A 25,870-nucleotide genomic window follows, 5' to 3' on the forward strand; every position below is an offset into this window, starting at 1 on the left:
CTGTTTGGCTTTTGGGGGTTGGTGTTTGGTTTTTGGCATGATAAGTTTTAAAAATCAAAAAAAGAACTGCTGACAACTACTGTAAAACGATAACTGTCAAAAGCTAAACACCAAATGAACATTATTCCTCAATCCTTTCTTTTTTCTAATTATCCATTTCACTATAATCGTGATAGCCAAATGTATTTACTTCAGGATGTGCTTTGACAAACGCCATTAATCGAGTTAGTGTTTGGATACGTTGTTCATTATCCGCAGCTCTAGCCTTTGTTAGCTCGTGAATTGGATGTGTGGAATCAGTTAATTCTACCCGAAGATAATAAGCATCCCCAATGTAGAAATAGGCCTTATCATTGACTTCGAAAGCTATCCCACAATGACCAAGAGTATGACCGAATAATGGAATCAAAGCGATTTTTAGTGCGGGATGTAAAGATAACCTACGGGCTTCAAGACCCCACCAAGTAGTTTGAGACGTTGTATACTGTCTAACCTTTGGTTGATGTTGTAAAACGAAAGGTAAATAACGAGGTTCTTCTTGCGTAAAGCTCGTCCACTCTTCCATTCCTACGTGAACCGTAGCTTGTGGGAAATCAAGTAAACCACTGCTGTGATCACAATCGAGATGAGTCAATACAATATCTGTTACCCGTGTGGGATCTAGCCCCAGATTGTTTATTTGCTCTTTAGCAGAGCGAGTTATTTCAAAATTAAAGCCCACTTCTTTCAACAGTGTTTCACTAAAATGCAGGGTCGGTTGAGCTAAATCAATACTGCTAATTCCTGCATCCAACAAGATTAACTTTTCAGGTGTCTCGAGTAAGACACAATGTCCAATGGCTCGATCACCTGTTGGCGATTGAATTTCTACACAATTGAGATGATGTACTTTCATAGGCCTACTATTTTAAGATTAAAAAGCAAACTACGCTCATCTCCACATAAAAAAATAGAACAAAAACGACAAGAATTACTCTGCAACAATACGCAAACGCTGGGTACGCATAATATCTACCTCATTATAACACCATTGTTTTTGTACAAATGCTTTTGGGGTATATCCCGAATACAATTTAAATAATCGCCCAAAGTGTGCCTGATCTGCATAAGCTAAGTCATAAGCTAATTCAACCAACTTACCGTCTCCCATTTGCTGTAGTTTCTGCATGGCCAGATGAAACTTGGTCAATTGCTTATAGGCTTCAAAACTCACTCCAATATACGCCTTAAACTCTCGTTGAAAAGTTCGAGTAGAAACCCGACATGCTACGGCTAGTTGGGTACTCGTACAGCTTAAATAAGATTCAAATTCGCCAGCTAGTGGAACAATATAAGAAAGCGAAGTTGTAGCGGAAGACATTAATCGTCCCAAATACGCATTAAAATAGGAAATAAACTGTTCCACTTTTGTAAAGGTCAATAATTGATCAACTTGTATGTTTAATAACTCGCGCGCATCCACACAAAGATCCGTTAATTGAGCCGCATCAATTCCCCAAAAATGTTTCAACGTATAAGGTTGAAGTTGAATACCAAAAAACATCGTGCCTTTCCGACACGTATTTAAACAAAACCCTTTAGTCTTTTGACCGTAGAGAAAACACAAAGGCAATGCCTCATTGCCTCTAAACAAACCCGACTGCCCTTGTTCATGCTGTAAAATTACTCCAGGATATCCATCTGAGAATATACGATAAGATTCATGTTTGAAACAAGTTGCCTCAACATACCAATATCCTTTGATTATCAAGCGTAAAGCCTCTGGTGGTTCAAAAAATTGAATATTCATTTGGTTGACAATTTAGTTTACAAAAGAGATGATTCACGATGGATTTGTTTAATTAATTGCACAAAAGTTAACCATTAAAAAACACGAAACAAGTCCCCTATCCTATTTTTACCGTTCGAGGGAGTATAAAGTCCTAGAATAGATTTATTTCCCCATCAACACAACACTAAACCACACACTTACAACCTATTAGCTGTATCTTGTTTTAGTTTTGTTTGGTAGTTGTTCGGTAAACCCTCAATAAAACCTAGGTTTTACTAGGATAAAAGCCACTTTTATCGAAGGAAACTAAAACAAAACCCAAACAAAACCCAAAGGAAACTGGTTGACAGTTCAAAAATCATCACCTACACAACAAACATTCGTTATGTCACCCTGAGGAACGAAGGTTCGCCTCCTATTTTTCTACTCTAAAGTATAATGTTTATGAAACTTATACTTTCCATCTGATTCTTTTCTATATACTTTAAACTGATTCGTCTGTAATCCCTTTACTATAGAATCACCAACTTTTAAATCAATACGATCTAAAACTGTAATATTTATTGATAAACCATTTTCCAAATAATATTCGATGGTTCGTGTTTGCCAACTACTACTATCTATTACTTTTTCATTTATACTACGTTCATAAAACTTTGTTCTATTGTATGTACCTGTAAAATGAAAGTAGAAAAAAAGACCTAGAAGTAGCCATAAAGGATATAATCGCCAACTATTTCGAATTTTCATTGTATGTATTCCAAAGGTTGAATAAGATGATACCTTGTTTATCATCTATCAATACAACAGTCGAAAAACAAAAAACAAATACCGAAAGCCAAATACCCAAAAAACCTATTTCTCTTTCATCGTTACTTCCATCACCACCTCTTTATTTCCTTGTGGATCTACTCGGTAAACCACTATTTCTTTCGAGTTGGCCTTTCTGGCAATGATATCTCCTGGTTTAATTTCTTTGGCTAATGAGAAGGTATAGTCCGTAAAGGGTTTTCCTTCTACATCGTGAAAAGAATACGTTGCCTCTGGGGTGATTTCCACTTGATCAATGACAAAATGAATTTCTTCGCTCGAATCTCCTGTGGCATACTGCGTATTCATCATATAGCTAATTTGAATAATAGCTACAAGCACCACCACTAAAAAAATAATCATTCCTTTTTTCACAACATCTATATTTAGTTGGATAAAACTACAATTTAAATTCCTGATTTAGAAGATTGGATTGGTTTTTGTTTCTCTGGGGTGGTGGTGAATGGTATGTAGTACGTGGAACCTTTTGATTGTCTTTGTATGGAAGAATACCTCCTAAACTGTTAACGGTACACTGTCATGTGCGTCTGTATATGTGATAACTTTTTGGTGTTTTGCTGTTTATTCAACAACTACTTCACTTCCTTTTTTGTTTAGTATATTAAGTTAACTGCAAAGTAAATATCGCAATTCCTTTGATTACTTCATACGGTAATCTTTCTTTTTATTGGGTAGTTGACGCTTTTTTTAACAGCGTTTGTTTATGTGCTGATTGATATTGTCTCTTTGCTGTTTTTAGTCTGCTATGGTGTCAAAATAAATACATACAATCTTTTTATTTTCATTTGTCTATTTTTCTTCATTGTGGTAGTAGTCTTTAGTTCAAAGCAAAAAAGTAGTCTTTGTAAAACTACATTGTTTATCGGCACTATCGTAGCCTTCGACTCACTGCGTTCCTCTTTACTACTCCACTGACGATAAATATAGTTTACTGTGGACAGTTTATAGCGAACAGTTTCGATTCTCTTTTTATTGTAAATAGTTGTCCAAAACCCAACTACTTTTTGGTTTACGGTGGACGGTTTACAGCAAACAGTTTTACTTCTCTTTATATTGAATAATCTTCCGTAAACCGTGAACCGTAAACTGTTAACTAAATTCACTGTTGCTTTTTTGTAGTCTTCGGCTGTACTTTATGTTTTGAAACACTCTTACCATTGTCGTTGGATAGTCGAAGCCTTTTTTAATAGTGTAACGGTGGTGGGGTGTTTTTATTTGGTTTACAGTGGACGGTTTACTGTTTACAGTTTTAATTCTCTTTGTATTGAATATTCTTCTGTCAACCGTTAACAGTAAACTGTTAACTAAAACAAACCCCTTTGATCCGTTTTGGAAGGTTGGGGTGATGTTTTATTCTAACTGTAGTATATTACTCAATTACTACTACTTCTTTTTTTATTTCTTCAAATATTCTATCAAAATGAACAGAGTCATTTTTTCCTACATCATTATAATGATAATTCATAATTTGATCTTCAATTAATACTAAAAAAACATATTTTCCTTTTTCCTCTATTTTAAAATTTTCTAAAGTAAATTGTTTATTAGGTATATAAATGGAATCTTTTATTACAAAATCACTCCCCTTATTTCTAACTCCAACTTTTATAGGTTTATAATAGAACATAGTTATAGCCCTAAATTTAAGACTATCAGAGACCATTGGGTCTACTATTGTATCAAAAGGGCTGTCAAATTTAAAAACAATATCATAAGGTTGATTTACTCTCAAGGTATCGGGCAAATCGAATGTATAGCCAATATTTCCATTTATTGATTTAGTACGCGATTCCGTTAATTGCATATCCTTATATTTTGCAAAATTATCTTCTTTCTTTTGTTTTTTTTCACAAGAAGAAAGTACCAATACTAATAATAACAAACTTATTAATCTCATTGTATTTTATATTTATTATTCCACATTTTTGCTTCTTTATTTTTATTTATAGAATCCAATTTTCTAAAATTAGTCCAATTAGTGTTTTTTATTCTACTTTCTGGTAAAAAAGTATCTCTCTGTTGTGTACAATATAAAAAGGCACATTATCTTCAGAATAACTATATTCATTAGGATTATGAACCCTAAACCCATCGTATGTATGTTTTATCATTCTATCCTTTTTTCTACCAAACCAATTTTCTGTCGTATTACTTCCATCGGGAGCAACTCCAGGTAATATTGTTTCAGGTCCAAAAACATCCATTGCAAAAATCATAAATTTTGTCACATCAACCCATAGAGTAAATCTACTTCCTTTCGGTGCTTCCCAAGGAGATGATTTACCGCCTTCCATTGTAAAACTCATTCCTTCCAATTTCCAATTTTTAATACCTCTTCTAAAATGATTATACCCTGATTTTTCTTTATTCTTTTCCCAATCCGAAGCTAATTTATCGGCACCTTTTTGTACATTAATAACAATCTCATCTAATACAGTTCCCATTTCGGATAATGCACTGTTTACTATATTACCAAGTTGGGGTTGTTTCACAGGATCTCCTTCTCCAGGATTTTGCGCACTCATCCTCGTAGGATCAACCAAATTAATCGGGTTGTTGTGTACATACTGGTATGGTGTTAATTAAAGCAGCTGTTCCGTTAATGATTCCACAAAGTTATACGCTTCTCTGAATTTAAAATCGAAATCATATAAAAAACAAAACCCACAACATCGTGTAGGTTCATCGCTATAATTTTTATTCTCTTTCTACGTTTACAGCATAATATAGATTACCTGAATTTCTTCTTTCTTTAATTTGAATCTCCATTACGAAGACAAAACAGCAACTGTCACATATTTCTCAAAAATCTTCTTTGCTTTTTTCTTGGTCACTTCTTTTTTGTAGGTATCATGTTCCGAAAGATAGACCACGGGGGCCTTTTTACACATGCCTTGGCACTTCATTTTACAAAGGTTGTAATCTGATTCAAGTCCGCTTTCTGTTAAGAGGTCTTGAAAGCAAGCTTTGGCCTCCTCATTGTAGCGGCAACATTTTTTTCCGTCGCAAACGAAGATTGTTCGCTCACCTTTCTTAACTTTACTCATTTGAACCAAGATTTGCTGCAAATATATGGTTATATTTATCTATTCTAAATAAATTTTTAGTTAAAATGCGCCTAATCAAAACAAGATACTACCTGGTGGGATTTGTGCTATTCCTCCTGCTTAAATATGCCTTAACTACTAATCCTCAATGGGTAGAGCGATTCTATACCCACGGTTTTTACGCGTTTTATTTGCGAATCCTGACCGCTGTTACGAATCTATTCCCCTTTTCTTTAGGCGACATACTCTACTTTTTGGTGGGGTTATTTTTGTTGTGGAAAATCCGTCAAATCTGGAAAGGACATCCAAAAACAAGACAGCGCCTGCGCGCCTATATAGGCTTACTGCTTAAAAGTTGTATTCTTTTCTACGTCGCCTTTAACCTTTTTTGGGGGTTTAACAACTATAGAATTCCTTTAGCCACGCAATTGGAGCTACAACAGGGGTATTCCAAGCAAGAGCTCTTGGATATCACCCAAGTGATGATTCAACAAACCAATGCCTTGCAACTTGCTATTACACAGGATTCTTTACAAGCGGTTGTTCTCCCTGCAGATAAGGCCCTAATCCAACAAGACGCCCAATTGGGTATTCAAACCTTAAGTGAAACCACCACTTGGTTTACCTATGCCCATCAAAAAGCCAAAGGCTCCCTCTATAGTTTACCCTTAACCTATATGGGTTTTTCGGGCTATATCAACCCCTTTACCTTAGAAGCACAAGTAAATACTAAAATCCCCACGTCTACGCTTATCGTCACTGCTTCACATGAAATTGCACATCAAGTAGGATATGCCAAAGAAAGTGAAGCAAATTTTATTGGATTCCTTGCCGCCAAGAAACAAGCGGATATACGCTATCAATATTCAGCCAATATCTTTGCCTTGCGCTACTGCCTAAAAGCAATAGAAGGGGAAGAAACGGAAGCTGATTTCAAAGCTTTATTGGACCAGATTTACCCAGGGGTACACGCGAACTTAATTGAAAATACGCTCTTCTGGCGTTCCTACAAATCCGTTACGGATACAATATTTAAGTTCATTTACAGCAATTTTCTCAAAATCAACAACCAAAAAGAGGGCATTCGTTCTTATAACAAATTCATCGACCTCTTGATTCACTACAATAAAAAAGAGCCTGTATTTACAGACTCTTTCTAATTTATTCGTTATTCTTTTTAAAGCTTTCTTCGTTCTTCTTTTTGTATGGTCGGACGATTAAACGCGCTTGGCGATCAAACATTAGGTAATTGTATACCCAGTTCCAAAACACTAAGAATTTATTTCTAAATCCGATTAACGACATCAAGTGAACGAACATCCAAACGAACCACGCAAAGAATCCACTAAAGTGGAACTTAGGTAAGTCAACCACAGCTTTATTTCGTCCAATGGTTGCCATCGATCCTTTATCGTTATAAGCAAACTTCTTCAACGGTTTACCTTCTCTCAATTGAATTAAGTTCTTTGCCAACAACTCCCCTTGTTGAATAGCGGGTTGTGCCATCATTGGGTGCCCCATCGGCAAGTTTTCGGTTACCATCGCCGCCACATCACCAATGGCAAAAATATCGGTAAATCCATCCACTTGGTTAAACTCATTCACTTTTAAGCGATTTCCTCGTTGAATCACCGAAGCTTCAAAACCATCTATCACAGCTCCCATTACCCCTGCGGTCCAGATCACTGTTTCGGTTTCAAAGGTTAATCCTGACTTGGTATGTACAGTTTTACCATCAAAGTCTGTTACAATTTCATTGACCCAAACATTGACGCCTAATTTTTCTAAGAATTCTTGTGCACGTCGTGATGATTTCTCCGACATGGCATCCAATACTTTAGTTCCCCCTTGAATCACGTTGATTTCCATTTGTCGAATATCCAAATCGGGATAATCTTTAGGCAACACGTGTTTCTTCATTTCAGCTAAAGCTCCTGCTAGTTCAACTCCAGTTGGTCCTGCCCCCACAATAACGAAATTCATCAGCGCACGCTTTTCTTTTTCATCATTGGTCAACAATGCTTCTTCAAAATTTTCTAATACTAAACTGCGGATGTTTAACGATTGTGGAATCGTCTTCATCGCCATACTATGTTGTTGGATAGCGGTATTGCCAAAAAAGTTTGTTTTTGATCCTGTAGCGATTACCAAGTAGTCAAAAAAGATAGTTCCAATATCGGCGATTACTTTTTTATTTTCGGTATCGATGCGTTGAACTTGAGCGACGCGAAAGAAAATTCCCTCATAATTCTGAACCACCTTGCGTATTGGGAAGGCAATAGAACCTGACTCAAGGCCACCAGTAGCGACTTGATACAGCAACGGTTGGAATGTATGATAATTATGCTTATCTAATAATACAACTTGAAAATTTTTATTTTTCAATTTCTTAGCTAGTGCTAATCCACCGAATCCTCCTCCAATAATTACTACTCTGGGACGATTAGATGTAGGAATATTCATCATAACTACGCTATTTTTATCTCACAAATTTACGACTATTTATCAAGTTTTGCGTTTCCAGTTTAAATCAAGAAATAAAAAGCAAAACACCTCTTTAGTATCTGCCTAAAAAATAAAGGTTTTTTTTATCCGATTGATAAAAAAAGAGATCTAAACTGATAATTTACAAAAAATAAATAACATACACTTCCCTTTTTTTATTTAACTACCTTTTTTACCAAAAGAAAGAATTAACACTTTTTACTGTATTTACGAGTATTATCCCCTGTTTTTAGCTACTGAACCAAACAAAAAAACGGACGCTGAAGTCCGTTTATCGTTTAAAAATTATTTCGAATATTTCGAATTAAGGGTTCTAACCCATTTAATTTTAATTCGTATACCAACGCTAATTGTTGACCTAATTTTCCTTTGGGAAAGCCTTTATTGTGATACCACACCACATAATACTCAGGTAGGTCAATTAAATACTTGCCTTCGTACTTACCAAAAGGCATTTTAGCCTTCGCTAATTCAATAAGTTCTTTTTGATTGTTCAGCATTATTTTTGGGTCCAACTAAAGGTTACTTCCTTCTCAATTTCTGGGTGTAAACTCAACAATACGGGGCAATGCATCGCTACGCGTTCTAAAATCACACGTTCTTTGTCGTTGGCTGTACTCACCATAGTAGCATGTAAGGTAATTTTCTTAATTCTCCTTGGGTCGGCTTGCATTTCCTTGTATACTTCTATAGTTGACCCCACTAAATCAACACCTAATTCATTAGCTTTGATTCCCATAATTGTCATGGCACAAGACCCTGCGGCATTGGTCACCATATCCGTTGGGGAAAATGCTTGTCCTTTTCCGTGATTATCTACGGGAGCATCGGTAAGAATGTGCTCTCCTGACTGAATGTGTACGGATTCTGTTCTTAAATCCCCTAAATACGTTATTTTTGACAACATTATTCTACTACTTTTACGGTTAAATCATCATTGTACTGTAGGATATACACCCCTCTATTGCGCACCGTTCCCTCTGGGTTCTTACTGTAAACGAACTTATTCTCAATTTCGTTCGATTTTAATCCCATCGCACCGGTAAATCCGTCTTTTTGGAACATGCGCAAAATAACATCTAAGGTAACATCGTATCCGCGAATGGCAAAACGGTTGGGCAACGCATTATTTTGTGCTTTATACTCGCGTGCAAAGGCTGTATCCAAGCTCGATTCGCTATCTCGGGTTACCGACGGAAACGTATAGTGTAACGCCACTAAAGTTTCAATCTTAATTTCTCCATAGTCAAAAACTTCGCTCTTGTCAAAGGAAGCTACTTGAATGTCGAATTGACTAGTTTTATTTTTTAATTTATCTGTCAACAACAAAGCAGACTCAATGCTGTTTGAATCTAAAATAAACGCATTGTTCTTTCCTGCGACTAAGGTTTTATCAATATCTTTTATATCTTTCGTTTCCAATAGTTTGATATTCGGATAAAAGCGTTGCATGAAACGCTTGGTCGACGCTTTCTTTTCGTCTACAATCACGGTAATTTTACTCTCTTTTTGAATGAAGTACTCCAATAACGATTGTTTCAACACATCGCCATACGGCATGGTTTGCACCAATTGAGAAGAGGGATTTGCTTTTTCATTCGACAAGGGAGAAACCAATATGATATCACTATTCGGGAGTGCTTTTACTGCATCATCTACATTGCTTTGGAAGAAAGGTCCGATAACTACTTCTGTTTTACTTAAGTTCTCTCCTGTTAAAATGCGCTTCACATCCGAACTGTTTTTTGTTTCGTTGGAATCAAACACTTTAACGGTAAGAGGCAATCCCATTCCTACTGCTTTGTCAACAGCTAATTTAGCACCTAAATAGAAATCCATCGTCATATTCAGGAAACCATCTGTTTTCATACGCTCCGTTGCTGCATCTCCAATACGAGAGGCATTAAACGGCAAAAGTAAAACTAGTTCTTTAGCCGTATAGCGGTCCAATGATTGGGTTAAATCAACAAAAGAACCAGAAGACTCCATATTCCACTTAGGTTGGGTTGTAGTAGATTCTATTGTACCTTCCCCTGCTGTATTTGGCAATTTCACTTCCATCCCGATTTGCAAGCCTTTTCTCAACTCTGGATTCAATTCCACTAATTCTTCAATAGTCGTATTGTTTTCCTTCGCCAAGCTAAACAACGTTTGTTTGGGTTCAATCCTAACCGTACGGTATGCTCCACTCTGCTTTGCTATCGTTTCTGTTGTTGTGGGTTTCACTTCTGTCATACCCGTTGAAACCGTTCCCTTTTGCCCGACAATAGGCACTTTTATTTTTTGTCCACTTTTTAACCCCTCGTTCAATTCTGGATTAAGTTCCATAATTTTCTGTACACTCGTTTGGTATTCAACGGCTAAACTATACAGCGTTTGTTTGGGTTCTATTTCGATTTCCTTATAGCTCACTTTTGCTTTATCCAAAGGCGTATCTGCTTTTGTAGCTGCTAGTACAACATTGACCTGAACGGATTGATCTGTCGGTGCAGTAGTTGCGGATGGGGCAATATACAAATAGCTATTCGCCTTTAATCCCTTGCGTTCCAATTCAGGGTTCCATTGGTATAAATCCTGCACACTAACGTTATACTGACGGCTAATACCAAAAACGGTTTCTTTGGCCTGGACGAGATGCGTTTTGCGCTTCGTATCAGTAGGTGGTGTAATTTGGGTTGTATTTTTACTCGTTACAGCTGCTGTTGCTGGCGTGTTACCTGTGGGAACTTGGATTACATCACCTTCTTTGATTCCCGTTTTAGCGTCTGGATTTAATCGCAAAATCTCACTGACTGAAATTTTGTGTTCTCTTGCTATTTTACTAATCGTCTCGCCTTTACTCACGCGATACGTAGTATAATTTTGTTCTTGGGCGTAAGTTAATCCACTGGTAAATATAAATGCTGCTACAGCTATAACAATTCTCTTTTTCATCTTGATTCTTTTATAAAAACGAATAAGTCGCTCTACAAATATACAGCGACTTATTTATTTTTTTACTTTTTATTCCCATTCAATTGTTGCAGGTGGTTTAGAACTGATATCGTATACCACTCTATTTACTCCTTTAACTTTATTGATGATCTTATTCGAAATCTCCATTAAGAACTCGTACGGTAAGTGTACCCAGTCTGCCGTCATTCCATCTGTTGAAGCAACTGCACGTAGGGCTACTACTTTTTCATACGTTCTTTCGTCTCCCATTACCCCTACTGAATTCACTGGTAATAAGATTGCTCCTGCTTGCCAAACCGAATTGTATAATCCGTGTTCTTTTAATCCGTTGATGAAGATAGCATCTACCTCTTGTAATAAACTTACTTTCTCTGGTGTAATGTCTCCTAAGATACGAATCGCTAATCCTGGTCCTGGGAAAGGGTGACGTCCTAATAGTTCAGGATCAATTCCCAAAGAAGCACCTACACGACGTACTTCATCTTTGAACAACATACGCAAAGGCTCGACAACTTTCAACTTCATGAAGTCAGGAAGTCCTCCTACGTTGTGGTGAGATTTGATTGTCGCTGAAGGTCCTTTAACAGAAATAGACTCAATTACATCTGGATAAATGGTTCCTTGTCCTAAGAACGTAGCGTCTTGAATTAGTTTTGATTCGTCGTCAAATACTTCGATGAACACACGTCCAATCGTTTTACGCTTAGTTTCTGGATCTTCTTGACCTGCCAAAGCGTCCATAAAACGTTGAGAAGCATCTACTCCTTTCACGTTTAATCCCATTCCTTCATATTGCTTTAATACGTTAGCAAATTCATTTTTGCGCAATAATCCGTTATTTACAAAGATACAGTGTAAGTTATCTCCAATTGCCTTGCTCAATAAGACAGCTGCAACTGTTGAATCAACTCCTCCTGAAAGGGCTAAAACAACTTTTTCGTTTCCAACTTTTGCACGTAAATCAGCAATCGTTTCATCAACGAATGAAGCAGGTGTAAAATCTTGTTTTACGCCAGCAATATCAACTAAGAAGTTTTTCAATAATTGAGCACCATCCGTTGAGTGGTACACTTCTGGGTGGAATTGAATAGCATATGTTTGCTCACCCTCAATTTTATAAGCCGCATTGCTTACATCTGCTGTACTTGCTAATAAAACAGCATTCGTAGGTAACGCTTTGATGGTATCACTGTGACTCATCCACACTTGACTATTTTGTGGGATATCTTTTAAGAAAGGATCATTAGCAATGAAAGCAAGATTCGCTCTTCCGTATTCACGTGTATCAGATGGCGCGACTTCACCTCCGAAGAAATGAGCTAAATATTGCGCTCCATAACACACCGCTAACAAAGGTAATTTACCTTTAATTTGCGCTAAATCTGGATGTAAAGCTTCTTCTGAACGAACAGAATAAGGGCTTCCGGATAAAATTACCGCATTATACGCTGATAAATCCTCGGGTAAACCATTATAAGGCAGGATTTCGCAGAATATATTTAATTCTCGAACCCTTCTCGCAATTAACTGGGTGTATTGCGAACCAAAATCTAAAATAAGTACATTGTGTTGCATATGCAAAAATAGATATTTCACACAGACTACAAAACAGTTTTACAGCATTTTTTTTATTGCTAAATTCACAAGGGTCTTTGCTAAAAAGATAAAAGATTCAAATATTTTCACATTCTCATAAATAAAATACTTAAAATACACGCAAAAAACATTTCTTGTAGTGCTAACTGACTTGATCTTTACTTATATTTGTGGCTCAAGTAGGCCTGTTTCCCTTACAAACAGGAGGAAAAAACTTAAAAACACACCCTATGGATTTTGGAATCTACGAAACCTTAATGTTAGCTTGTTTAGTCTTATTATTAGGACATTTTATTGTATCCAAAATCAATTGGCTACAAAAGTACAATATTCCTGAACCGGTAGTTGGCGGTTTCTTAATTGCCTTGTTTACTTGGGGAGCGCATTCCTTTTTAGGGACGGATTTTACGTTTAACGAAGCCATTCAGCAGAGTATGATGTTGGTATTCTTTTCCTCTATTGGTTTGAATGCTGATTTTTCAAAACTGATTCAAGGGGGAAAATCCTTAGTTATATTCCTCGTTATTGCGGCTATATTTATTGTCTGCCAAAACTCCTTAGGAGTAATTTTAACGAAAATACTCAACCTAGATTTGCGCTTTGGGCTAATTGCTGGATCCATCACCCTAACAGGAGGACACGGAACAGCAGGCGCTTGGGCAGATGATTTTGCCGTTAGTGGGAATCCACTGTTGGGAGCAAAAGAAATTGGTATGGCCTGTGCTACCTTTGGATTGATTTTCGGTGGCTCTATTGGCGGGCCTTTAGCGTATCGCTTACTGAAAAAAAACAACTACAAGGAGGTAGATCCTGCAACAACCGAAAAACAAGAGGAGGAACAAGATATTACTAAATCTAAAAACTTCTCACCAATCAGCTATACGACCATGATGCACACAGTAACCATGATGGCCATTTGCTTGGTATTAGGGCAATGGTTGGCGGATTGGAACGCTCAATACTCCTTTAAACTTCCCACTTTTGTTTGGTGTTTGTTCGTTGGATTGCTGATTCGAAATAGTTTAACGTATATTTTTAAATACAAAGTACACAGCCGCAATATTGATGTGGTCGGAAATACAGGACTCTCTATCTTTTTAGCTTGTGCCTTAATGTCTCTCAAGCTCTGGCTTATCGTTGATTTAGCCTTACCTATTTTGCTGATCTTACTCATTCAAGTGGTGTTGATGCTCGTATTTGCAGCATATGTTACCTACCGCTGGATGGGGAAAGATTACGACGCCATTGTACTGAGTGCTGGGCATTGTGGTTTTGGTCTAGGAGCAACGGCAACGGCAGTAGCCAATATTCAAGCCGTAACCAATCGATTTGGTCCTTCTTATAAGGCCTTCTTGATTATTCCACTCGTAGGCGCTTTCTTTATTGATATTATAAATGCCTTGATTTTGAATGTGTTTTTGACGTTTATATCTTAGGTAGTGATGCGTAATGGGAAAATTCTCTTATGAAGAGAAAATCGAACAAAGAACAAAGAACAACCAAAAAAGTGGTGAGGTTTGGTGAGGGTTTGGTGAGATTCGGTGAGGATTGAATCAGTAGGGGCTGATGGTAATCTGCCTGTATATACCGAAAAGCAATCCCATAAACAGAAAATTCTCTTATAAAGAGAAAATCGAACAAACACCAAAGAACAAAGAGCAACCAACAAAAAACTGTTTTTCGGCTTTTGGCTTTTGGTTTATTACATCTAATTGAAAAAGGAAAATTCTCTTATGAAGACAAAATCGAACAAAGAACAACGAACAAAGAACAACCAAAAAAGTGGTGAGGTTTGGTGAGGGTTTGGTGAGATTCGGTGAGGATTGAATCAGTAGGGGCTGATGGTAATCTGCCTGTATATACCGAAAAGCAATCCCATAAACAGAAAATTCTCTTATAAAGAGAAAATCGAACAAACACCAAAAAAGCAACCAACAAAAAAACCAACCTTTTTCAAGATTGGTTTTTTCTAGTTTGTATGTTTGTAAATAAGTTTTGTATTGTAACGATTATTGATTTCCTTTCGCGTAATCCGCTAAGAATTGAGCTAATCCGTTATCTGTTAAAGGGTGTTTCAATAATCCTAAGATAGCAGATAAAGGACCTGTCATGACATCTGCTCCTATTTTTGCACAATTCACAATATGCATGGTATGACGAACGGAAGCTGCTAAAATTTGCGTTTCGTATCCATAGTTGTCATAAATCTGGCGAATTTCTTCGATTAGTACTAAACCATCGGTTGAAATATCATCCAAACGTCCAATAAAAGGAGAAACATAGGTTGCTCCTGCTTTTGCAGCTAATAAAGCTTGTCCTGCAGAGAACACTAGAGTAACGTTTGTTTTAATACCTTTTGTTGAAAAGTATTTACACGCTTTTACTCCTTCTTTCGTCATTGGTAGTTTTACCACAATCTGTGGGTGTAAAGCAGCAAGCTCTTCCCCTTCTTTAATCATTCCTTCGTAATCTACTGAAATTACCTCCGCACTCACATCTCCTTCTACAATAGTACAAATTGCTTTGTAGTGGTTTAAAATGTTTGCTGCACCAGTAATTCCCTCTTTAGCCATTAGAGAAGGATTTGTCGTCACTCCATCTAATACCCCCAGCGCTTCTGCTTCCTTAATTTGATCTAAGTTAGCCGTGTCAATAAAAAACTTCATAATTTTAAACTTAAAATTCCTGTTATGTTGTGTGTCAAAAATACAATATTAATTCGCGTTTCTGTTATTCTCTTGCTTCTTTTTTACCCTTTAATTTTATAGTGATTCATCAAGAGTTTTTCGTAGGTTTTTCCAGGGAGAATCTTCTTCAAAAACAAGGAAAATTTCTGCATAGGTGCTCCAACCACATAGCGCACTTTGGGTTTAGGTGTTTGAATGATTTTATAGATAGCCTGTGCCATTTCGATGGGATCTCCCCCATCATCCACATGTTCATTCATCATATCCAAGGACATTTTATACACCTCCTCATACGGTGATTTTTCCTTTACTGGGGCGTGATAACGTCCTGCTGCAATATTCGTTGCAAAATCTCCAGGAGCGACATTCGTTACCTCAACGCCAAAGGGTTTTAATTCCATGCGTAAGGATTCTGTAATCAACTCCAAAGCACCTTTGGAAGAGGAATAATAGCCACGGAATGGCAATCCCATATAGCCTGCAATAGAGGTAACATTGATAATTAGTCCGCTCTTCTGATTGCGCATGGTTGGTAAGGCGGCTTTTATTACGGCAATGGGACCAAACACATTGGTTTCGAAGTTGTTGAGGATTTCAGCTGTAGGCACTTCTTCAATAGCTCCTGTGATACCCACTCCTGCATTGTTAATTAGAATATCCAAACGTCCTTCTTTTTCTACCACGGTTTGAATGGCACGAGCAATACTCTCTTCATCTCGAACATCTAATTGAACTAAGGGAAAAACGGAATCCGTGACGCGTTCTGGGTTTCTACTCGTTCCATATACCTTATACCCTTTTTCATGTAAAAATGTACCCATTGATTTACCAATACCCGAGGATCCTCCTGTAATAAAAACTACTTTCGCCATGTTTTTTACTTTGTTTTCAACAAATATAGCACAACTAATAAAAACGAGCAGTGTTCCCAAGCTTTTAAAAACAAAAGGAAAACAAAACATATGTCACTAACGCAAAATAAATTGTATTTTTGGACTGGTCCTGTGAAATACCACTCTATTTGATATCCTATGAGAAAATATAGTTTTTTAATCTTTCTTAGTTCTTTAGCGTTGACTGTCGTTCAATGTCAATCTCCACAAACTGTAATACAAACCGCGCCTACAGAAATAAAAACGAAGTATTTTACACGCATTTCGTCTGATTCTCTGATGAAAAGCTTGCTTGTTTTAACTGCAGATAGCTTAGAAGGGAGACGCACAGGAGAACCTGGACAGAAGAAAGCGGCGCATTATTTGGCAAATTACTATAAACGCCTAGGTATTGAAACGCCTCCTCATACGACAAGTTACTTTCAACCCATTCCCGCTGCCTTTATGAACAATTGGCAGATGAAACTAAAAGACAGTGAAAACGTATGGGCGTATATTGAAGGAAGTGAAAAACCAGAAGAGGTGCTCGTAATTTCGGCTCATTTTGATCATATGGGCATTTTATTAAATAAAATATACTATGGCGCGGATGACAATGGTTCAGGAACCTCAGCGGTGATGGAAATCGCTCGTGTATTCCAAACGCTTGTCAACGAAGGCATCCGACCAAAACGCTCGGTTCTTTTTCTCCATCTCACGGGAGAGGAATTTGGCTTATTTGGCTCCCAATTCTATACAGAAAATCCACCCATTCCCTTAGCACAAACCATTGCTAACTTAAACATTGACATGATTGGTAGACGCAGTTCTGAATACCCTACTACGGATGATTATATTTTCTTAGTAGGATCCGATAAACTTAGCCAGGATTTACACGATACGGCGGAACAAGCCAATGCAGAATCAGTACAACTGGTCTTAGACTATACTTTTAATGACGACAATGAACCCCAGCGGATTTACTATCGCTCGGACCACTATAACTTTGCGAAAAATAATATCCCCGCGATATTTTTTTACAACGGAACGCATGCGGACTATCACTTGCCCTCCGATACGTTTGATAAGATAAATTTTCCTATTCTAACCAAAAGAACCCAATTTATATTCGAAACTGCCTGGAAATTAGCCAATGGAGCACAACGACCTCAACTCAACTAAAACTAGAATAAAATGGGCAAAAATTGTAGATATTGTCCTTTTTACCCTGTGTTTTATTCATTTAATCTTGTGGATCATGAGAGCATCGTATCTCACAGGGTCCTATACGGGAAATTGGACCACTTGGGTCTATCATCACTTGTACACTCCTATGTATTATGCTTTGTATGGACTACCTATTGCATTGGGATTTAGCGTCATCAACCGTAAATTATCCGTTGACTCATTTCCCTTTCTATCCCTTAAATCACTGGTTATTACCTATATATTGATATTTATTTTAAGATAAAACTGTAAACCGTTAACTAAATTACTTCGAGATATATTGAGGATCAATATAGTCTGTCAACCATACACCATTTGCTGAACAGTAGAAAAGTAAGCCATCCTCCTGCATTTTTCCTGCTAGAATAGTTAGCACTACTACTTTTCCATGACGGGAGCCAACGGCAATTGCAGTTTCTTTATCTGCACTAAGGTGTACGTGTTGTCGATTCATTTTCTTTATTCCTTCTCCCTTAATGGCGGGCAAAAAACGATCTGCTGTTCCATGATATAAATACACTGGAGGAACCTCGGGTGTAAATTCAAGATCTACAGCAATTGAATGCCCTTGATTGGCGCGTATTTTACAACCATCTTCACTTAGTGTATATCTTTTTTTATTATTTGTTTTCACAATTTCATCCAATTCATCTCGTGTAAAAACTACGCGATGTTTGGCGCATTTTTGTATCAATTCTTCAACATTTGCCCATCCATTTGCATCCAGTTGAATGCCAATTTTACTGGGTTCATGTCTCAAAATAAGAGATAAAAACTTCCCTATACTCTTTTTTCTTTCTTCTTTCATTTAATTTTTAAATCTTCAACTGTTAGATTTTTTTCTTTTAACCGATGATTGAGATTAATCATAATGTAATTGTCCTCATCACTGTCCTTATACTTATGATATACTGTTTGATAAGCCTGTATCAATCGGTCATCTTCTACCCCACCTAACGCTTGCAAGGCATACAGCACAACCTGATCTTCTTCATCTTTAAGGGCCGTCATAAAAGCAGTTGCGTATTGTTGTTTATCTGTTGCTTTACCCAAAGAATAAACCGCCTGACTGCGAATAGCACTCAACGGTGACAGGAGTCCAGGCAAGAGTAAATGAGCAAAATCTGTTGTTGCTTTTTGAGCAATATAGGTAAAGAAACGATACGTTTCTTCTTCTTCAATTTGATTTTTATAGACTTCTAACAGGGGAATCCAATCCGCTTCATTGCTTCCATACCAGTGAATTTGTTGCAAGACAAACAATAGATTCTCCTTTACTTCTTCTTCTAAAAACGATAGCGATTTGCTGTAATCAACCTTCGCTAAAATAGAAATTAGCTGTTGACGAACCGCGGTTGTCGCTTGGGGTATTGTTTCAATAAGCGCCTGGATAATTTCTTCCTGTATGTCTTTTTTACTAATCAATCCCTCCAAATATTCTACTTGTTCTTTTTCTTCGGTACTATTTTGGAAAGCACTCCATAGAAACGCAGCTGTTCCTCCTCTTTTATAACCAAACCATCCTGCATGTTCCGCTACTAATTCTCCAGAGATAATTTCATCTAACCAACGTTCATACCAATCCAAGAAATGAGTTTCATAGGCAAATACGGGTTTATAATCGTCATTGAGGTACACGATTCTCCCCCAATACGGGCCATTCAATACTAAACAAGTCGTAATGGCACAGCCCTGGGTACCCAAGGGTAATAATCCACCAAACAAAGGCCCAACAATTGCTTCATACGCCTCATCGGATAAATCTTCCTCATACATCCCACTCGTCAAGGCTTGCCAAGTTTCTTCTGTCATATCAGGATGCAAGAGACAAGGGTAACTCAAGTAGCGTTTTGCATCACCCGCTAGTAAATCTTCTATGCCATCCCCTAGGGGATAAATGCCGTAATAGGGTCCAGCTGCACTTCCCATATAGGCCTCTTCATCGGGATTTCCATTGCCTATTTGTGTGACAAAGGCAACATAGGCCTCCGGTAATTTGATGTTGTTTTTTTGTTCAAAGGCTTGTACGGCTTCTATCGTAGCACAGTCTCCTATTTCATACCCATGTGAATCTGCGCCAAAAACCGCAAATTCTCCATCCAGTATTTTACTCTGCGCTAATTTTTCCTTTATTCTCTTTAGTTGTATATCCACGTTGCTCCTCCTTTTTGTATTTCTCTTATTTCGATATCGACCAATACCCTACAATCGTGGGTTGATTCAAGGTCACCGCTACGCTTTCGCGTTCTTCATTTGTAATCAAGATACAATCCCATGGTTCCAGTGTTATGGGTTGATTATTCACACCAACTACTCCACTACCTAAAGCAAATAGCAGGATATAGGGTTGATTCGTTTGAAAGGATTGATTCATCACCTCAACAACCTCATCTACAATGTGATTGGCTAACATCAAATTAAAATCTGTACCTTGCGTATAAGACGTAATCAAATCCGTCGATTGAAAAACAAATAGCTGATGCTTCTCGTACTGTTGATTCGCTCCATTCAGTATTAGCTGTACGTGGTTATCTAACATGGCCAAATAACGGTGATAGCCTTCAAAATTTGTAAATTGAGACGGTACATCTTCAATGGTTGCACTGCTGATGCGAAAATCAAAATCGCGATTAGCATATACAGCATCTTTCGGGTAAATAGCATAGGCTCTGGTTTCTCCACCAGACCAGCGACTTACCGCAACGGTTTCTTTTCGGATTACTTCAACTTTCATCGGTATTCTATTCGTAGCATTAAACGCTAAAACTACTACATTTTTTTGGCTTAGGAACTCCCTAATTCTAGTTGATTCTTTACTAAATGATAGTAAGCCCCTTTTTGAGCCACCAGTGTTTGATGATTTCCTTGTTCGATGCATTGTCCTTGCTGTAATACGACAATGTGATCCGCCTGTTTGACAGTGGAAAGTCGATGGGCAATAATCAATACCGTCTTCCCCTTGAAAAAGGTTTGTAATTTGTTGTGAATTACGTTTTCATTTTCTGCATCTAAAGCGGAAGTAGCTTCATCAAAAAAGAGATACGGTGGATTCTTATAGACGGCTCGCGCAATTAGAATCCGTTGTTTTTGTCCACCTGAAATACCATTCCCCGCTGCGCCAATTTTAGTCTGATACCCTAAAGGTAAATCAGCGATGAACGATTCAATATTGGCAATACGAGCCGCAGATGCTAATTTGGACTCATCGATCACGCGGTCATTGGTCGCAATATTCCGCGCAATGGTATCCGAAAAAATGTAACCATCCTGCATGACTACCCCACAGTGCTCTCGTATACTCTTAGGTGATAAGGTTGTGCTCGCCTGATCATTGTAATACAAGCTGCCTTCACTGGGGTCATAAAATCGCAAGAGGAGTTTCATCAGTGTTGTTTTACCACTTCCGCTCGCCCCTACGATGGCCGTTACTTATCCTTGAGGAAAAAACAACGTAATATCCTTCAACACAAAAGGAGATTGGGGACCTTCATATTGAAAGGACAGGTTTTGTAAGTAAATTCCACATTTCCCTTCTTCCTCGTCTTTTGAAACAAGGAGCGGTTTTAATTTTTCTTGTTCTTCTATGGGGTGCTGTTGCACTTCATTTAGCCGAGTTAAACTCAATTTCGCATCTTGAAGCGATCGAAAAAAGGAAATCAATTGATTGATGGGGCTATTCAGTTGACCGATGATGTAGGATACACTTAACAAGGCTCCCAACGTCATCTTTTGGTGTACAACTAAATACGCAGCTAGAAAGGTAACTAGGATATTTTTAATTTGATTGATGCATTCAAATCCAGCGAGTTGAACTTGATCTAGCTTCAAAATTCTTCTATTAACAATAAACAGTTTTTGTTGTATTTCCTTCCACTCCTCTCGTTTAAAATCCTCCAATTGGTTTAATTTCATTTCTGTAACGCCTTGAATGATTTCATAAATTGCTTCTTGATTTTCACTGCGTTGTTGAAAGCGAAAATAATCAAGGATTTTTCTCTTTTTCATCCAATACAGAGACCAACCAATCGAAACGACTGTAAGTGTCATATACAAGAATACGATTTGAACATCATAATACCACAATACCCCGAAGAACACCAGGAAAGTCAACATGGAAAAAACAGTCAATAAACTATCTGACGTCAAAAATTGTTCAATTCTCTCGTGATCTTGAATGCGCTGATTAAAATCCCCCATTAGTTTGGTATCAAAAAAATTGAGCGGTAACTGTAGTAATTTCTTGAGGAAATCAGAAATAATTTGAATATTAATTTGAGTTCCCATCACCAACATAATCCAATTTCTACAAACGCTGAATACGATATTACCTAAGAAAAAAGCTAGTTGAGCCATCAATACATAGGCAATAACAGATAAATTGGATTTGTTGACTCCCTCATCAATGAGTTTTTGGGTCAGTATAGGAAAAACTAAGGTAGTGAATGTACCCAAAAAAAGTAAGGTAAATAACTGTAGCACTTGCTTGCGATAAGGGTTCAAATACCGCCAAATATAGGCAAGTGTTTGTCTCCCTTGTTTTGACTAAAAAACAATAAGACTTATTGAATTACGATGTAATTCAATAAGTCTTAGATATACTATTTATTTGGCTCTAGCACATGATAAGCTCCACATGCAAATCCAGAACAATCAGCTGCTTTATTTCTCAAACTCTGATTTCCTCCTTTCAATTTAATGATTTCTAAATCTTTTAAAATTGATTTTTTGTCGATATTTTTAAAAAAACTTCTTAATTTTTCATTTTTCATTTTTGATAGAATTACGAATTTACCTAAACTTAAATAGGCTTTAGGTTTCTCCTTTATTTATATATAAATATTGTTATACATTAATTGGGCAGGATGATAGATTATAGAGTAAATATTACATTAAGAACTAAACAAATCATCATCATTAATTCAATCTCCCCCTCTCCTCTTCATTACTTGTTTGTTGTTGGTTTAGCTTTATATTTTTATTCCCAAACGAATAGGACACTGACAATCTAACATATTGTGTATCATAGTATTGCTTAAAGGTTTGGGTGATATTTTGGGTGATACTCGATAATTTCATTCGATCTGTACCCAAAATATTATTGGCATTTACTACACACTGTAGTTTTTTATCGAATAGTAAAAGCTTAATCCCTGCTGATACATTCGCATTCGCACTCATACTATTTCCAGCATATTCGGAGGCAAAATCTTGATCATAACTAATTTCAGCGGTTAGTGTTTTGGCTGTATTAAGGGTAAAACTACTAGTACTCATAAAATACGCCCCCCAACCGCTATATTTCGGTTTTAGGTATATGGTGTGCATCGCTGTTTCTGTGTAAAAAGTATTGAATTCCAATATGTTGGTCCACCACGGAGCTACATCTATACTGGTATAGAGGTTTAGATTGGCAATATGAGCGGAATAGTAGTTTAGCCGAACAAATTTTTGAAAATTGTGTTCCTCATTATGAATGGTTAATTGACCGAATCCATTGGTTGTATGGGTATAGGACAAAGTCGTCGTGAATTGTTTCTTATAGGAATGAGACAATTCGACATTCGTATTGAAAGCGGGCTGTAAAAATGGGTTTCCCTCTTCATAAGACGTTGTATTGAGATACCATCGAGCGGGATTCAAATTTCCATAAGGTGGACGTGCTATTCGCTTGCTATATTTAATCGTAAGATCATGATTACTACTTAGTTGATAGGAAATATATAAGGTGGGGAATAATTTACTATATTTATTCCTGTGGGTCTGATCCATACTAAATGAATCGCCTTTATTTTGAGTCGCCTCAGCGCGTAACCCCATCTTTACTTGCCATTTTTCGCCCCATGATTTAGCACCTGAAAAATATAGGGCTTGTGTATTTTCTCGATACGTAAATTGGTCTTCTTGCTGATTGAGAGACTGTAAATCTTCAGCCATGGTAATAGCAAGAGCGCTATTGGTTTTGGTCATACTCAGTTTTGCACCAAATTCTAAGGTTGCCCAAGTATAGGGAAGTTCAAAATCAAGTTGCGTCGCCCAATTTTCAATCCGTTGGGTACCGTTATTGTTTAACAAAGTTGTACTAACTAACTCATCATTCCCCTTTCGTTTTTCAGCTGTTTGTTTACTCTCTTTATCAACGGAATACACAAAATAATCGGCATCTAGGGTATACTTTTTACCCAACGTATCTAATTGAGTAACCAAAGATACCGAAAAAGCATGGTTGTAATTCTTATTTGTTGTTTGACTAACGGAAGGCAATCTGTTTAGTAAACACCCATTTTCTGGTTGGTAAATCAGCGTATTTCCCTCTCCATCGATCTTCGGTGTTGCGCTATTCCCCATATATTGTACACTTATTTTTCGCTTATCACTGATAGCATAGCCCATATTAACTATACTTGAAAAACCATTGTAGTGTACTCGATTATAAACTGTATTCTTCCAATAGGCTGTTGGATAGTAATACTGCATATCATTGGTATAAATTGTCTTATTTTGTAGCTTGGAAACATCGATTAAAAAACTCCATTTTCCTTGTTGATAGTTGAAATTATTTCCAAAAGAAAACAAAGGATAAGTTCCTTGGGTATAGGAGGTTCTACTTGTGTTACTCCAGCTGTGTAAAGCTGACTTTTTCAACTTTATATTAATCAATCCTCCTTCCCCTTCTGCACGGTATTTCGCAGGAGGAACTGTTATTACTTCAATACTTTTAATATTGTCACTAGCAATTCCCTTTAAAAATTGAATTAACTCCTCTCCAGAAAGAGCGATAGTCCTATCATCCACCAATATCGTAACATTGGATTTACCAGCTAAAGCAATATTGTCGTTTTTTATACGTACACTCGGAGTTACCTTCAACGCATCTAAAGCATCACCACCACTCGCAGAAATCGAATTTTCTACGTTAAACACCAAGCGATCCACCTTGCGCTCGATTAATTTTTTCTTGGCTTGAATCGTAATACTATCCAGCAGAACCGTCTGATTTACAGTAATAACCCCTAGATCTACATCCTGAGTGAGTAGCAGATCACGGCTGTACTTTTGCGTACCAAATTCAGCTAGCGCTAAAACATAAGCACCTCGAGGTGCTTCTAAACTAAAATGCCCTAAACTATCCGTATACGTATGAGGGGTAGTTGAAGGGGTGTCGCTCGTTAGATAAACATCCATAAATTCAACGGGCTGTTTTTGTGCATTGAGCACTTGGCCTTGCACCCGAAACGATTGGCCTCGACTTGCAGTACAAAAAAGCGAAAAAGCAACAAACAAGTAAGCGTAGAAATTATACATAATAGAACTATTTTTGTTATATATTTATAATAATCAAACATTAATGCATTGATTATCAATAAATTAAATTGTAATTCTAAATTAAAAAAGAGATTTTACATAGCCGCTACACGCAAGGGTAGTTTTTAGGATACAAAGCAAAAACTACCTCCAGGGGTAGTACTTTAATTTCATTATTCAAATAGTAATTACCTATTGCATACAATAAAGAAATATCAATACAGAAGCTATCCTTCTTTCGCTTACATTTAAGTCGTAAACCTCTTTATTATGGCACAGCACAGCACAAATGAAACAGAAGAAGCACTAAACGACGCTACAGTAAAAGCGATACAAGCTTTCGCGCGAATGACATACAAAAGCATCTATGTATTAAATCATGAAAAAAAGGAATTTGATTATATCGCTGACAACCCTTTATTTTTGTGTGGACATACTGTTCAAAAAGTACGAACGATGGGGTTTAATTTTTACGCTCATTGTGTTCCAGAAGAAGAACAGGGATTAATACGACAACTAACCCAAGCTGGCTTTTCTTTTTTTAATGCGTTGCCCATGGAGTATAAAAAAGACTATACGCTTTCGTGTGATTTTCATCTCAAACATCCCCACATTCCCAACCTCTTAATCCGTCAAGAGGTAACACCGTTGCAACTAACGTCTAGGGGGAGATTATCTAAGTCCATTTGTATGGTTTCTCTTTCTACTGCGCGACAAGCGGGAAATATAACTGTTTATACAAGTAATCCTACACATTGTTGGATGTATGATTTAATGCAGAAAAATTGGCGCAGACAGGTAAACCCCACCTTCACCACTAAAGAATTGACCGTTTTATATGCTACCATTCAAGGATTTACGGTAAAAGAAATAGCAGATTTACTTTATCTTGCCCCTGATACAATTAAGTTTCACCGCAAGAAGATTATGGAGAAATGTCATGTGCATACCCTAACAGAAGCAATTCGCTATGTGATTGTACACAAATTACTGTAAACCTTCTATACAACAGTCTTTCACTAAAGGGTTTCTGATCTTTTTCTCCGCTCTTGCCCACCTACAAAACACAAACGAGGT

At 37.2% G+C, this 25,870-nt stretch carries 23 protein-coding genes and 1 pseudogene; 5 read left to right on the forward strand and 19 right to left on the reverse strand.

The window, feature by feature from the left end; translation table 11 throughout:
• Nucleotides 1–145: 145 nt before the first annotated feature.
• From ACLJX0_RS10285 to ACLJX0_RS10310, 6 genes are all read right to left on the reverse strand, one after another.
• The gene (locus ACLJX0_RS10285) at nucleotides 146–895 is read right to left on the reverse strand and encodes an MBL fold metallo-hydrolase (RefSeq protein WP_410880202.1); all 750 of its coding nucleotides are present in this window, start codon (nucleotides 893–895) and stop codon (nucleotides 146–148) included.
• A gap of 75 nt (nucleotides 896–970) precedes the next feature.
• Entirely contained in the window at nucleotides 971–1,789 is an 819-nt protein-coding gene (locus ACLJX0_RS10290) for a DUF6597 domain-containing transcriptional factor (protein WP_410880204.1), read from the reverse strand.
• A gap of 837 nt (nucleotides 1,790–2,626) precedes the next feature.
• Nucleotides 2,627–2,944, reverse strand: a complete 318-nt coding sequence (locus tag ACLJX0_RS10295; RefSeq protein WP_410880206.1) for a hypothetical protein — start codon at nucleotides 2,942–2,944, stop codon at nucleotides 2,627–2,629.
• A 1,027-nt stretch (nucleotides 2,945–3,971) separates the two neighbouring features.
• Nucleotides 3,972–4,499: a hypothetical protein gene (locus ACLJX0_RS10300; RefSeq protein WP_410880207.1), complete on the reverse strand. Its 528-nt coding sequence runs from the start codon at nucleotides 4,497–4,499 to the stop codon at nucleotides 3,972–3,974.
• Between the two features lie 88 nt (nucleotides 4,500–4,587).
• Entirely contained in the window at nucleotides 4,588–5,127 is a 540-nt protein-coding gene (locus tag ACLJX0_RS10305; RefSeq protein ID WP_410880209.1) for a hypothetical protein, read from the reverse strand.
• Between the two features lie 243 nt (nucleotides 5,128–5,370).
• Nucleotides 5,371–5,649: a (2Fe-2S) ferredoxin domain-containing protein gene (locus ACLJX0_RS10310; protein WP_410880211.1), complete on the reverse strand. Its 279-nt coding sequence runs from the start codon at nucleotides 5,647–5,649 to the stop codon at nucleotides 5,371–5,373.
• A 65-nt stretch (nucleotides 5,650–5,714) separates the two neighbouring features.
• On the opposite strand from ACLJX0_RS10310, the gene ACLJX0_RS10315 reads away from it, so the two are divergent.
• Complete coding sequence (locus tag ACLJX0_RS10315; protein ID WP_410880213.1) at nucleotides 5,715–6,809, forward strand: DUF3810 domain-containing protein; 1,095 nt, start codon at nucleotides 5,715–5,717, stop codon at nucleotides 6,807–6,809.
• 1 nt (nucleotide 6,810) lies between these two features.
• Here the strand turns inward: ACLJX0_RS10315 and ACLJX0_RS10320 are convergent, their stop codons facing one another.
• The 5 genes from ACLJX0_RS10320 to guaA all read right to left on the reverse strand — a co-directional run bounded on the left by ACLJX0_RS10320 (nucleotide 6,811) and on the right by guaA (nucleotide 12,684).
• Nucleotides 6,811–8,115 carry an NAD(P)/FAD-dependent oxidoreductase gene (locus ACLJX0_RS10320; RefSeq protein ID WP_410880215.1) on the reverse strand — a complete coding sequence of 435 codons (1,305 nt, stop codon included), beginning with the start codon at nucleotides 8,113–8,115 and terminating at the stop codon, nucleotides 6,811–6,813.
• A 317-nt stretch (nucleotides 8,116–8,432) separates the two neighbouring features.
• A complete protein-coding gene (locus tag ACLJX0_RS10325; protein ID WP_410880217.1) occupies nucleotides 8,433–8,654 on the reverse strand; it encodes a DUF3820 family protein in 222 nt (73 codons plus the stop codon).
• Nucleotides 8,654–9,061 carry an OsmC family protein gene (locus ACLJX0_RS10330; RefSeq protein WP_410880219.1) on the reverse strand — a complete coding sequence of 136 codons (408 nt, stop codon included), beginning with the start codon at nucleotides 9,059–9,061 and terminating at the stop codon, nucleotides 8,654–8,656. Before ACLJX0_RS10330 ends, ACLJX0_RS10325 begins: the two co-directional genes overlap by 1 nt.
• Complete coding sequence (locus ACLJX0_RS10335) at nucleotides 9,061–11,088, reverse strand: LysM peptidoglycan-binding domain-containing protein (protein ID WP_410880221.1); 2,028 nt, start codon at nucleotides 11,086–11,088, stop codon at nucleotides 9,061–9,063. Before ACLJX0_RS10335 ends, ACLJX0_RS10330 begins: the two co-directional genes overlap by 1 nt.
• Before the next feature lie 69 nt (nucleotides 11,089–11,157).
• Entirely contained in the window at nucleotides 11,158–12,684 is a 1,527-nt protein-coding gene (gene guaA, locus ACLJX0_RS10340; protein ID WP_410880222.1) for a glutamine-hydrolyzing GMP synthase, read from the reverse strand.
• Nucleotides 12,685–12,935: 251 nt separating this feature from the next.
• Between guaA and gltS the strand changes: the two genes are divergently transcribed.
• Nucleotides 12,936–14,141, forward strand: a complete 1,206-nt coding sequence (gltS, locus tag ACLJX0_RS10345) for a sodium/glutamate symporter (RefSeq protein WP_410880224.1) — start codon at nucleotides 12,936–12,938, stop codon at nucleotides 14,139–14,141.
• A gap of 573 nt (nucleotides 14,142–14,714) precedes the next feature.
• Here the strand turns inward: gltS and fsa are convergent.
• Together fsa and ACLJX0_RS10355 are read right to left on the reverse strand one after the other, a co-directional pair.
• Entirely contained in the window at nucleotides 14,715–15,371 is a 657-nt protein-coding gene (gene fsa / locus ACLJX0_RS10350; protein WP_410880226.1) for a fructose-6-phosphate aldolase, read from the reverse strand.
• Between the two features lie 83 nt (nucleotides 15,372–15,454).
• Entirely contained in the window at nucleotides 15,455–16,264 is an 810-nt protein-coding gene (locus tag ACLJX0_RS10355; RefSeq protein WP_410880228.1) for an SDR family oxidoreductase, read from the reverse strand.
• Nucleotides 16,265–16,423: 159 nt separating this feature from the next.
• On the opposite strand from ACLJX0_RS10355, the gene ACLJX0_RS10360 reads away from it, so the two are divergent.
• Complete coding sequence (locus ACLJX0_RS10360; RefSeq protein WP_410880230.1) at nucleotides 16,424–17,446, forward strand: M28 family metallopeptidase; 1,023 nt, start codon at nucleotides 16,424–16,426, stop codon at nucleotides 17,444–17,446.
• A gap of 76 nt (nucleotides 17,447–17,522) precedes the next feature.
• Nucleotides 17,523–17,735, forward strand: coding sequence for a hypothetical protein (locus tag ACLJX0_RS10365; RefSeq protein ID WP_410880232.1), 213 nt, complete (start codon nucleotides 17,523–17,525; stop codon nucleotides 17,733–17,735).
• Between the two features lie 21 nt (nucleotides 17,736–17,756).
• Here ACLJX0_RS10365 and ACLJX0_RS10370 read toward each other — a convergent pair whose 3' ends face one another.
• From ACLJX0_RS10370 to ACLJX0_RS10395, 6 genes and pseudogenes are all read right to left on the reverse strand, one after another.
• Nucleotides 17,757–18,299 (reverse strand): RNA 2'-phosphotransferase, encoded by a 543-nt coding sequence (locus ACLJX0_RS10370; protein WP_410880233.1) that lies wholly within the window; start codon nucleotides 18,297–18,299, stop codon nucleotides 17,757–17,759.
• Nucleotides 18,296–19,645, reverse strand: coding sequence for an SMI1/KNR4 family protein (locus tag ACLJX0_RS10375; protein WP_410880235.1), 1,350 nt, complete (start codon nucleotides 19,643–19,645; stop codon nucleotides 18,296–18,298). Before ACLJX0_RS10375 ends, ACLJX0_RS10370 begins: the two co-directional genes overlap by 4 nt.
• A gap of 25 nt (nucleotides 19,646–19,670) precedes the next feature.
• Nucleotides 19,671–20,225: a HutD family protein gene (locus ACLJX0_RS10380; RefSeq protein WP_410880237.1), complete on the reverse strand. Its 555-nt coding sequence runs from the start codon at nucleotides 20,223–20,225 to the stop codon at nucleotides 19,671–19,673.
• 50 nt (nucleotides 20,226–20,275) lie between these two features.
• A pseudogene (locus tag ACLJX0_RS10385) lies at nucleotides 20,276–22,030 on the reverse strand (peptidase domain-containing ABC transporter); the annotation flags it as partial.
• Between the two features lie 59 nt (nucleotides 22,031–22,089).
• Nucleotides 22,090–22,260: a hypothetical protein gene (locus ACLJX0_RS10390; protein WP_410880239.1), complete on the reverse strand. Its 171-nt coding sequence runs from the start codon at nucleotides 22,258–22,260 to the stop codon at nucleotides 22,090–22,092.
• 145 nt (nucleotides 22,261–22,405) lie between these two features.
• Nucleotides 22,406–24,793: an outer membrane beta-barrel protein gene (locus ACLJX0_RS10395; RefSeq protein ID WP_410880241.1), complete on the reverse strand. Its 2,388-nt coding sequence runs from the start codon at nucleotides 24,791–24,793 to the stop codon at nucleotides 22,406–22,408.
• Nucleotides 24,794–25,063: 270 nt separating this feature from the next.
• On the opposite strand from ACLJX0_RS10395, the gene ACLJX0_RS10400 reads away from it, so the two are divergent.
• Nucleotides 25,064–25,789 (forward strand): LuxR C-terminal-related transcriptional regulator, encoded by a 726-nt coding sequence (locus ACLJX0_RS10400; protein ID WP_410880243.1) that lies wholly within the window; start codon nucleotides 25,064–25,066, stop codon nucleotides 25,787–25,789.
• The last annotated feature ends 81 nt before the right edge of the window (nucleotides 25,790–25,870 follow it).

It is taken from the genome of Myroides sp. DW712, assembly GCF_046557355.1.
Taxonomy (GTDB): domain Bacteria; phylum Bacteroidota; class Bacteroidia; order Flavobacteriales; family Flavobacteriaceae; genus Flavobacterium.

What these genes read in the sequence shown, in the direction of transcription:
- ACLJX0_RS10285 (WP_410880202.1), bottom strand. Translation starts at nt 895, where the DNA reads ATGAAAGTACATCATCTCAATTGTGTAGAAATTCAATCGCCAACAGGT.
- ACLJX0_RS10290 (WP_410880204.1), bottom strand. Translation starts at nt 1,789, where the DNA reads ATGAATATTCAATTTTTTGAACCACCAGAGGCTTTACGCTTGATAATC.
- ACLJX0_RS10295 (WP_410880206.1), bottom strand. Translation starts at nt 2,944, where the DNA reads ATGATTATTTTTTTAGTGGTGGTGCTTGTAGCTATTATTCAAATTAGC.
- ACLJX0_RS10300 (WP_410880207.1), bottom strand. Translation starts at nt 4,499, where the DNA reads ATGAGATTAATAAGTTTGTTATTATTAGTATTGGTACTTTCTTCTTGT.
- ACLJX0_RS10305 (WP_410880209.1), bottom strand. Translation starts at nt 5,127, where the DNA reads ATGAGTGCGCAAAATCCTGGAGAAGGAGATCCTGTGAAACAACCCCAA.
- ACLJX0_RS10310 (WP_410880211.1), bottom strand. Translation starts at nt 5,649, where the DNA reads ATGAGTAAAGTTAAGAAAGGTGAGCGAACAATCTTCGTTTGCGACGGA.
- ACLJX0_RS10315 (WP_410880213.1), top strand. Translation starts at nt 5,715, where the DNA reads ATGCGCCTAATCAAAACAAGATACTACCTGGTGGGATTTGTGCTATTC.
- ACLJX0_RS10320 (WP_410880215.1), bottom strand. Translation starts at nt 8,115, where the DNA reads ATGATGAATATTCCTACATCTAATCGTCCCAGAGTAGTAATTATTGGA.
- ACLJX0_RS10325 (WP_410880217.1), bottom strand. Translation starts at nt 8,654, where the DNA reads ATGCTGAACAATCAAAAAGAACTTATTGAATTAGCGAAGGCTAAAATG.
- ACLJX0_RS10330 (WP_410880219.1), bottom strand. Translation starts at nt 9,061, where the DNA reads ATGTTGTCAAAAATAACGTATTTAGGGGATTTAAGAACAGAATCCGTA.
- ACLJX0_RS10335 (WP_410880221.1), bottom strand. Translation starts at nt 11,088, where the DNA reads ATGAAAAAGAGAATTGTTATAGCTGTAGCAGCATTTATATTTACCAGT.
- guaA (WP_410880222.1), bottom strand. Translation starts at nt 12,684, where the DNA reads ATGCAACACAATGTACTTATTTTAGATTTTGGTTCGCAATACACCCAG.
- gltS (WP_410880224.1), top strand. Translation starts at nt 12,936, where the DNA reads ATGGATTTTGGAATCTACGAAACCTTAATGTTAGCTTGTTTAGTCTTA.
- fsa (WP_410880226.1), bottom strand. Translation starts at nt 15,371, where the DNA reads ATGAAGTTTTTTATTGACACGGCTAACTTAGATCAAATTAAGGAAGCA.
- ACLJX0_RS10355 (WP_410880228.1), bottom strand. Translation starts at nt 16,264, where the DNA reads ATGGCGAAAGTAGTTTTTATTACAGGAGGATCCTCGGGTATTGGTAAA.
- ACLJX0_RS10360 (WP_410880230.1), top strand. Translation starts at nt 16,424, where the DNA reads ATGAGAAAATATAGTTTTTTAATCTTTCTTAGTTCTTTAGCGTTGACT.
- ACLJX0_RS10365 (WP_410880232.1), top strand. Translation starts at nt 17,523, where the DNA reads ATGAGAGCATCGTATCTCACAGGGTCCTATACGGGAAATTGGACCACT.
- ACLJX0_RS10370 (WP_410880233.1), bottom strand. Translation starts at nt 18,299, where the DNA reads ATGAAAGAAGAAAGAAAAAAGAGTATAGGGAAGTTTTTATCTCTTATT.
- ACLJX0_RS10380 (WP_410880237.1), bottom strand. Translation starts at nt 20,225, where the DNA reads ATGAAAGTTGAAGTAATCCGAAAAGAAACCGTTGCGGTAAGTCGCTGG.
- ACLJX0_RS10390 (WP_410880239.1), bottom strand. Translation starts at nt 22,260, where the DNA reads ATGAAAAATGAAAAATTAAGAAGTTTTTTTAAAAATATCGACAAAAAA.
- ACLJX0_RS10395 (WP_410880241.1), bottom strand. Translation starts at nt 24,793, where the DNA reads ATGTATAATTTCTACGCTTACTTGTTTGTTGCTTTTTCGCTTTTTTGT.
- ACLJX0_RS10400 (WP_410880243.1), top strand. Translation starts at nt 25,064, where the DNA reads ATGGCACAGCACAGCACAAATGAAACAGAAGAAGCACTAAACGACGCT.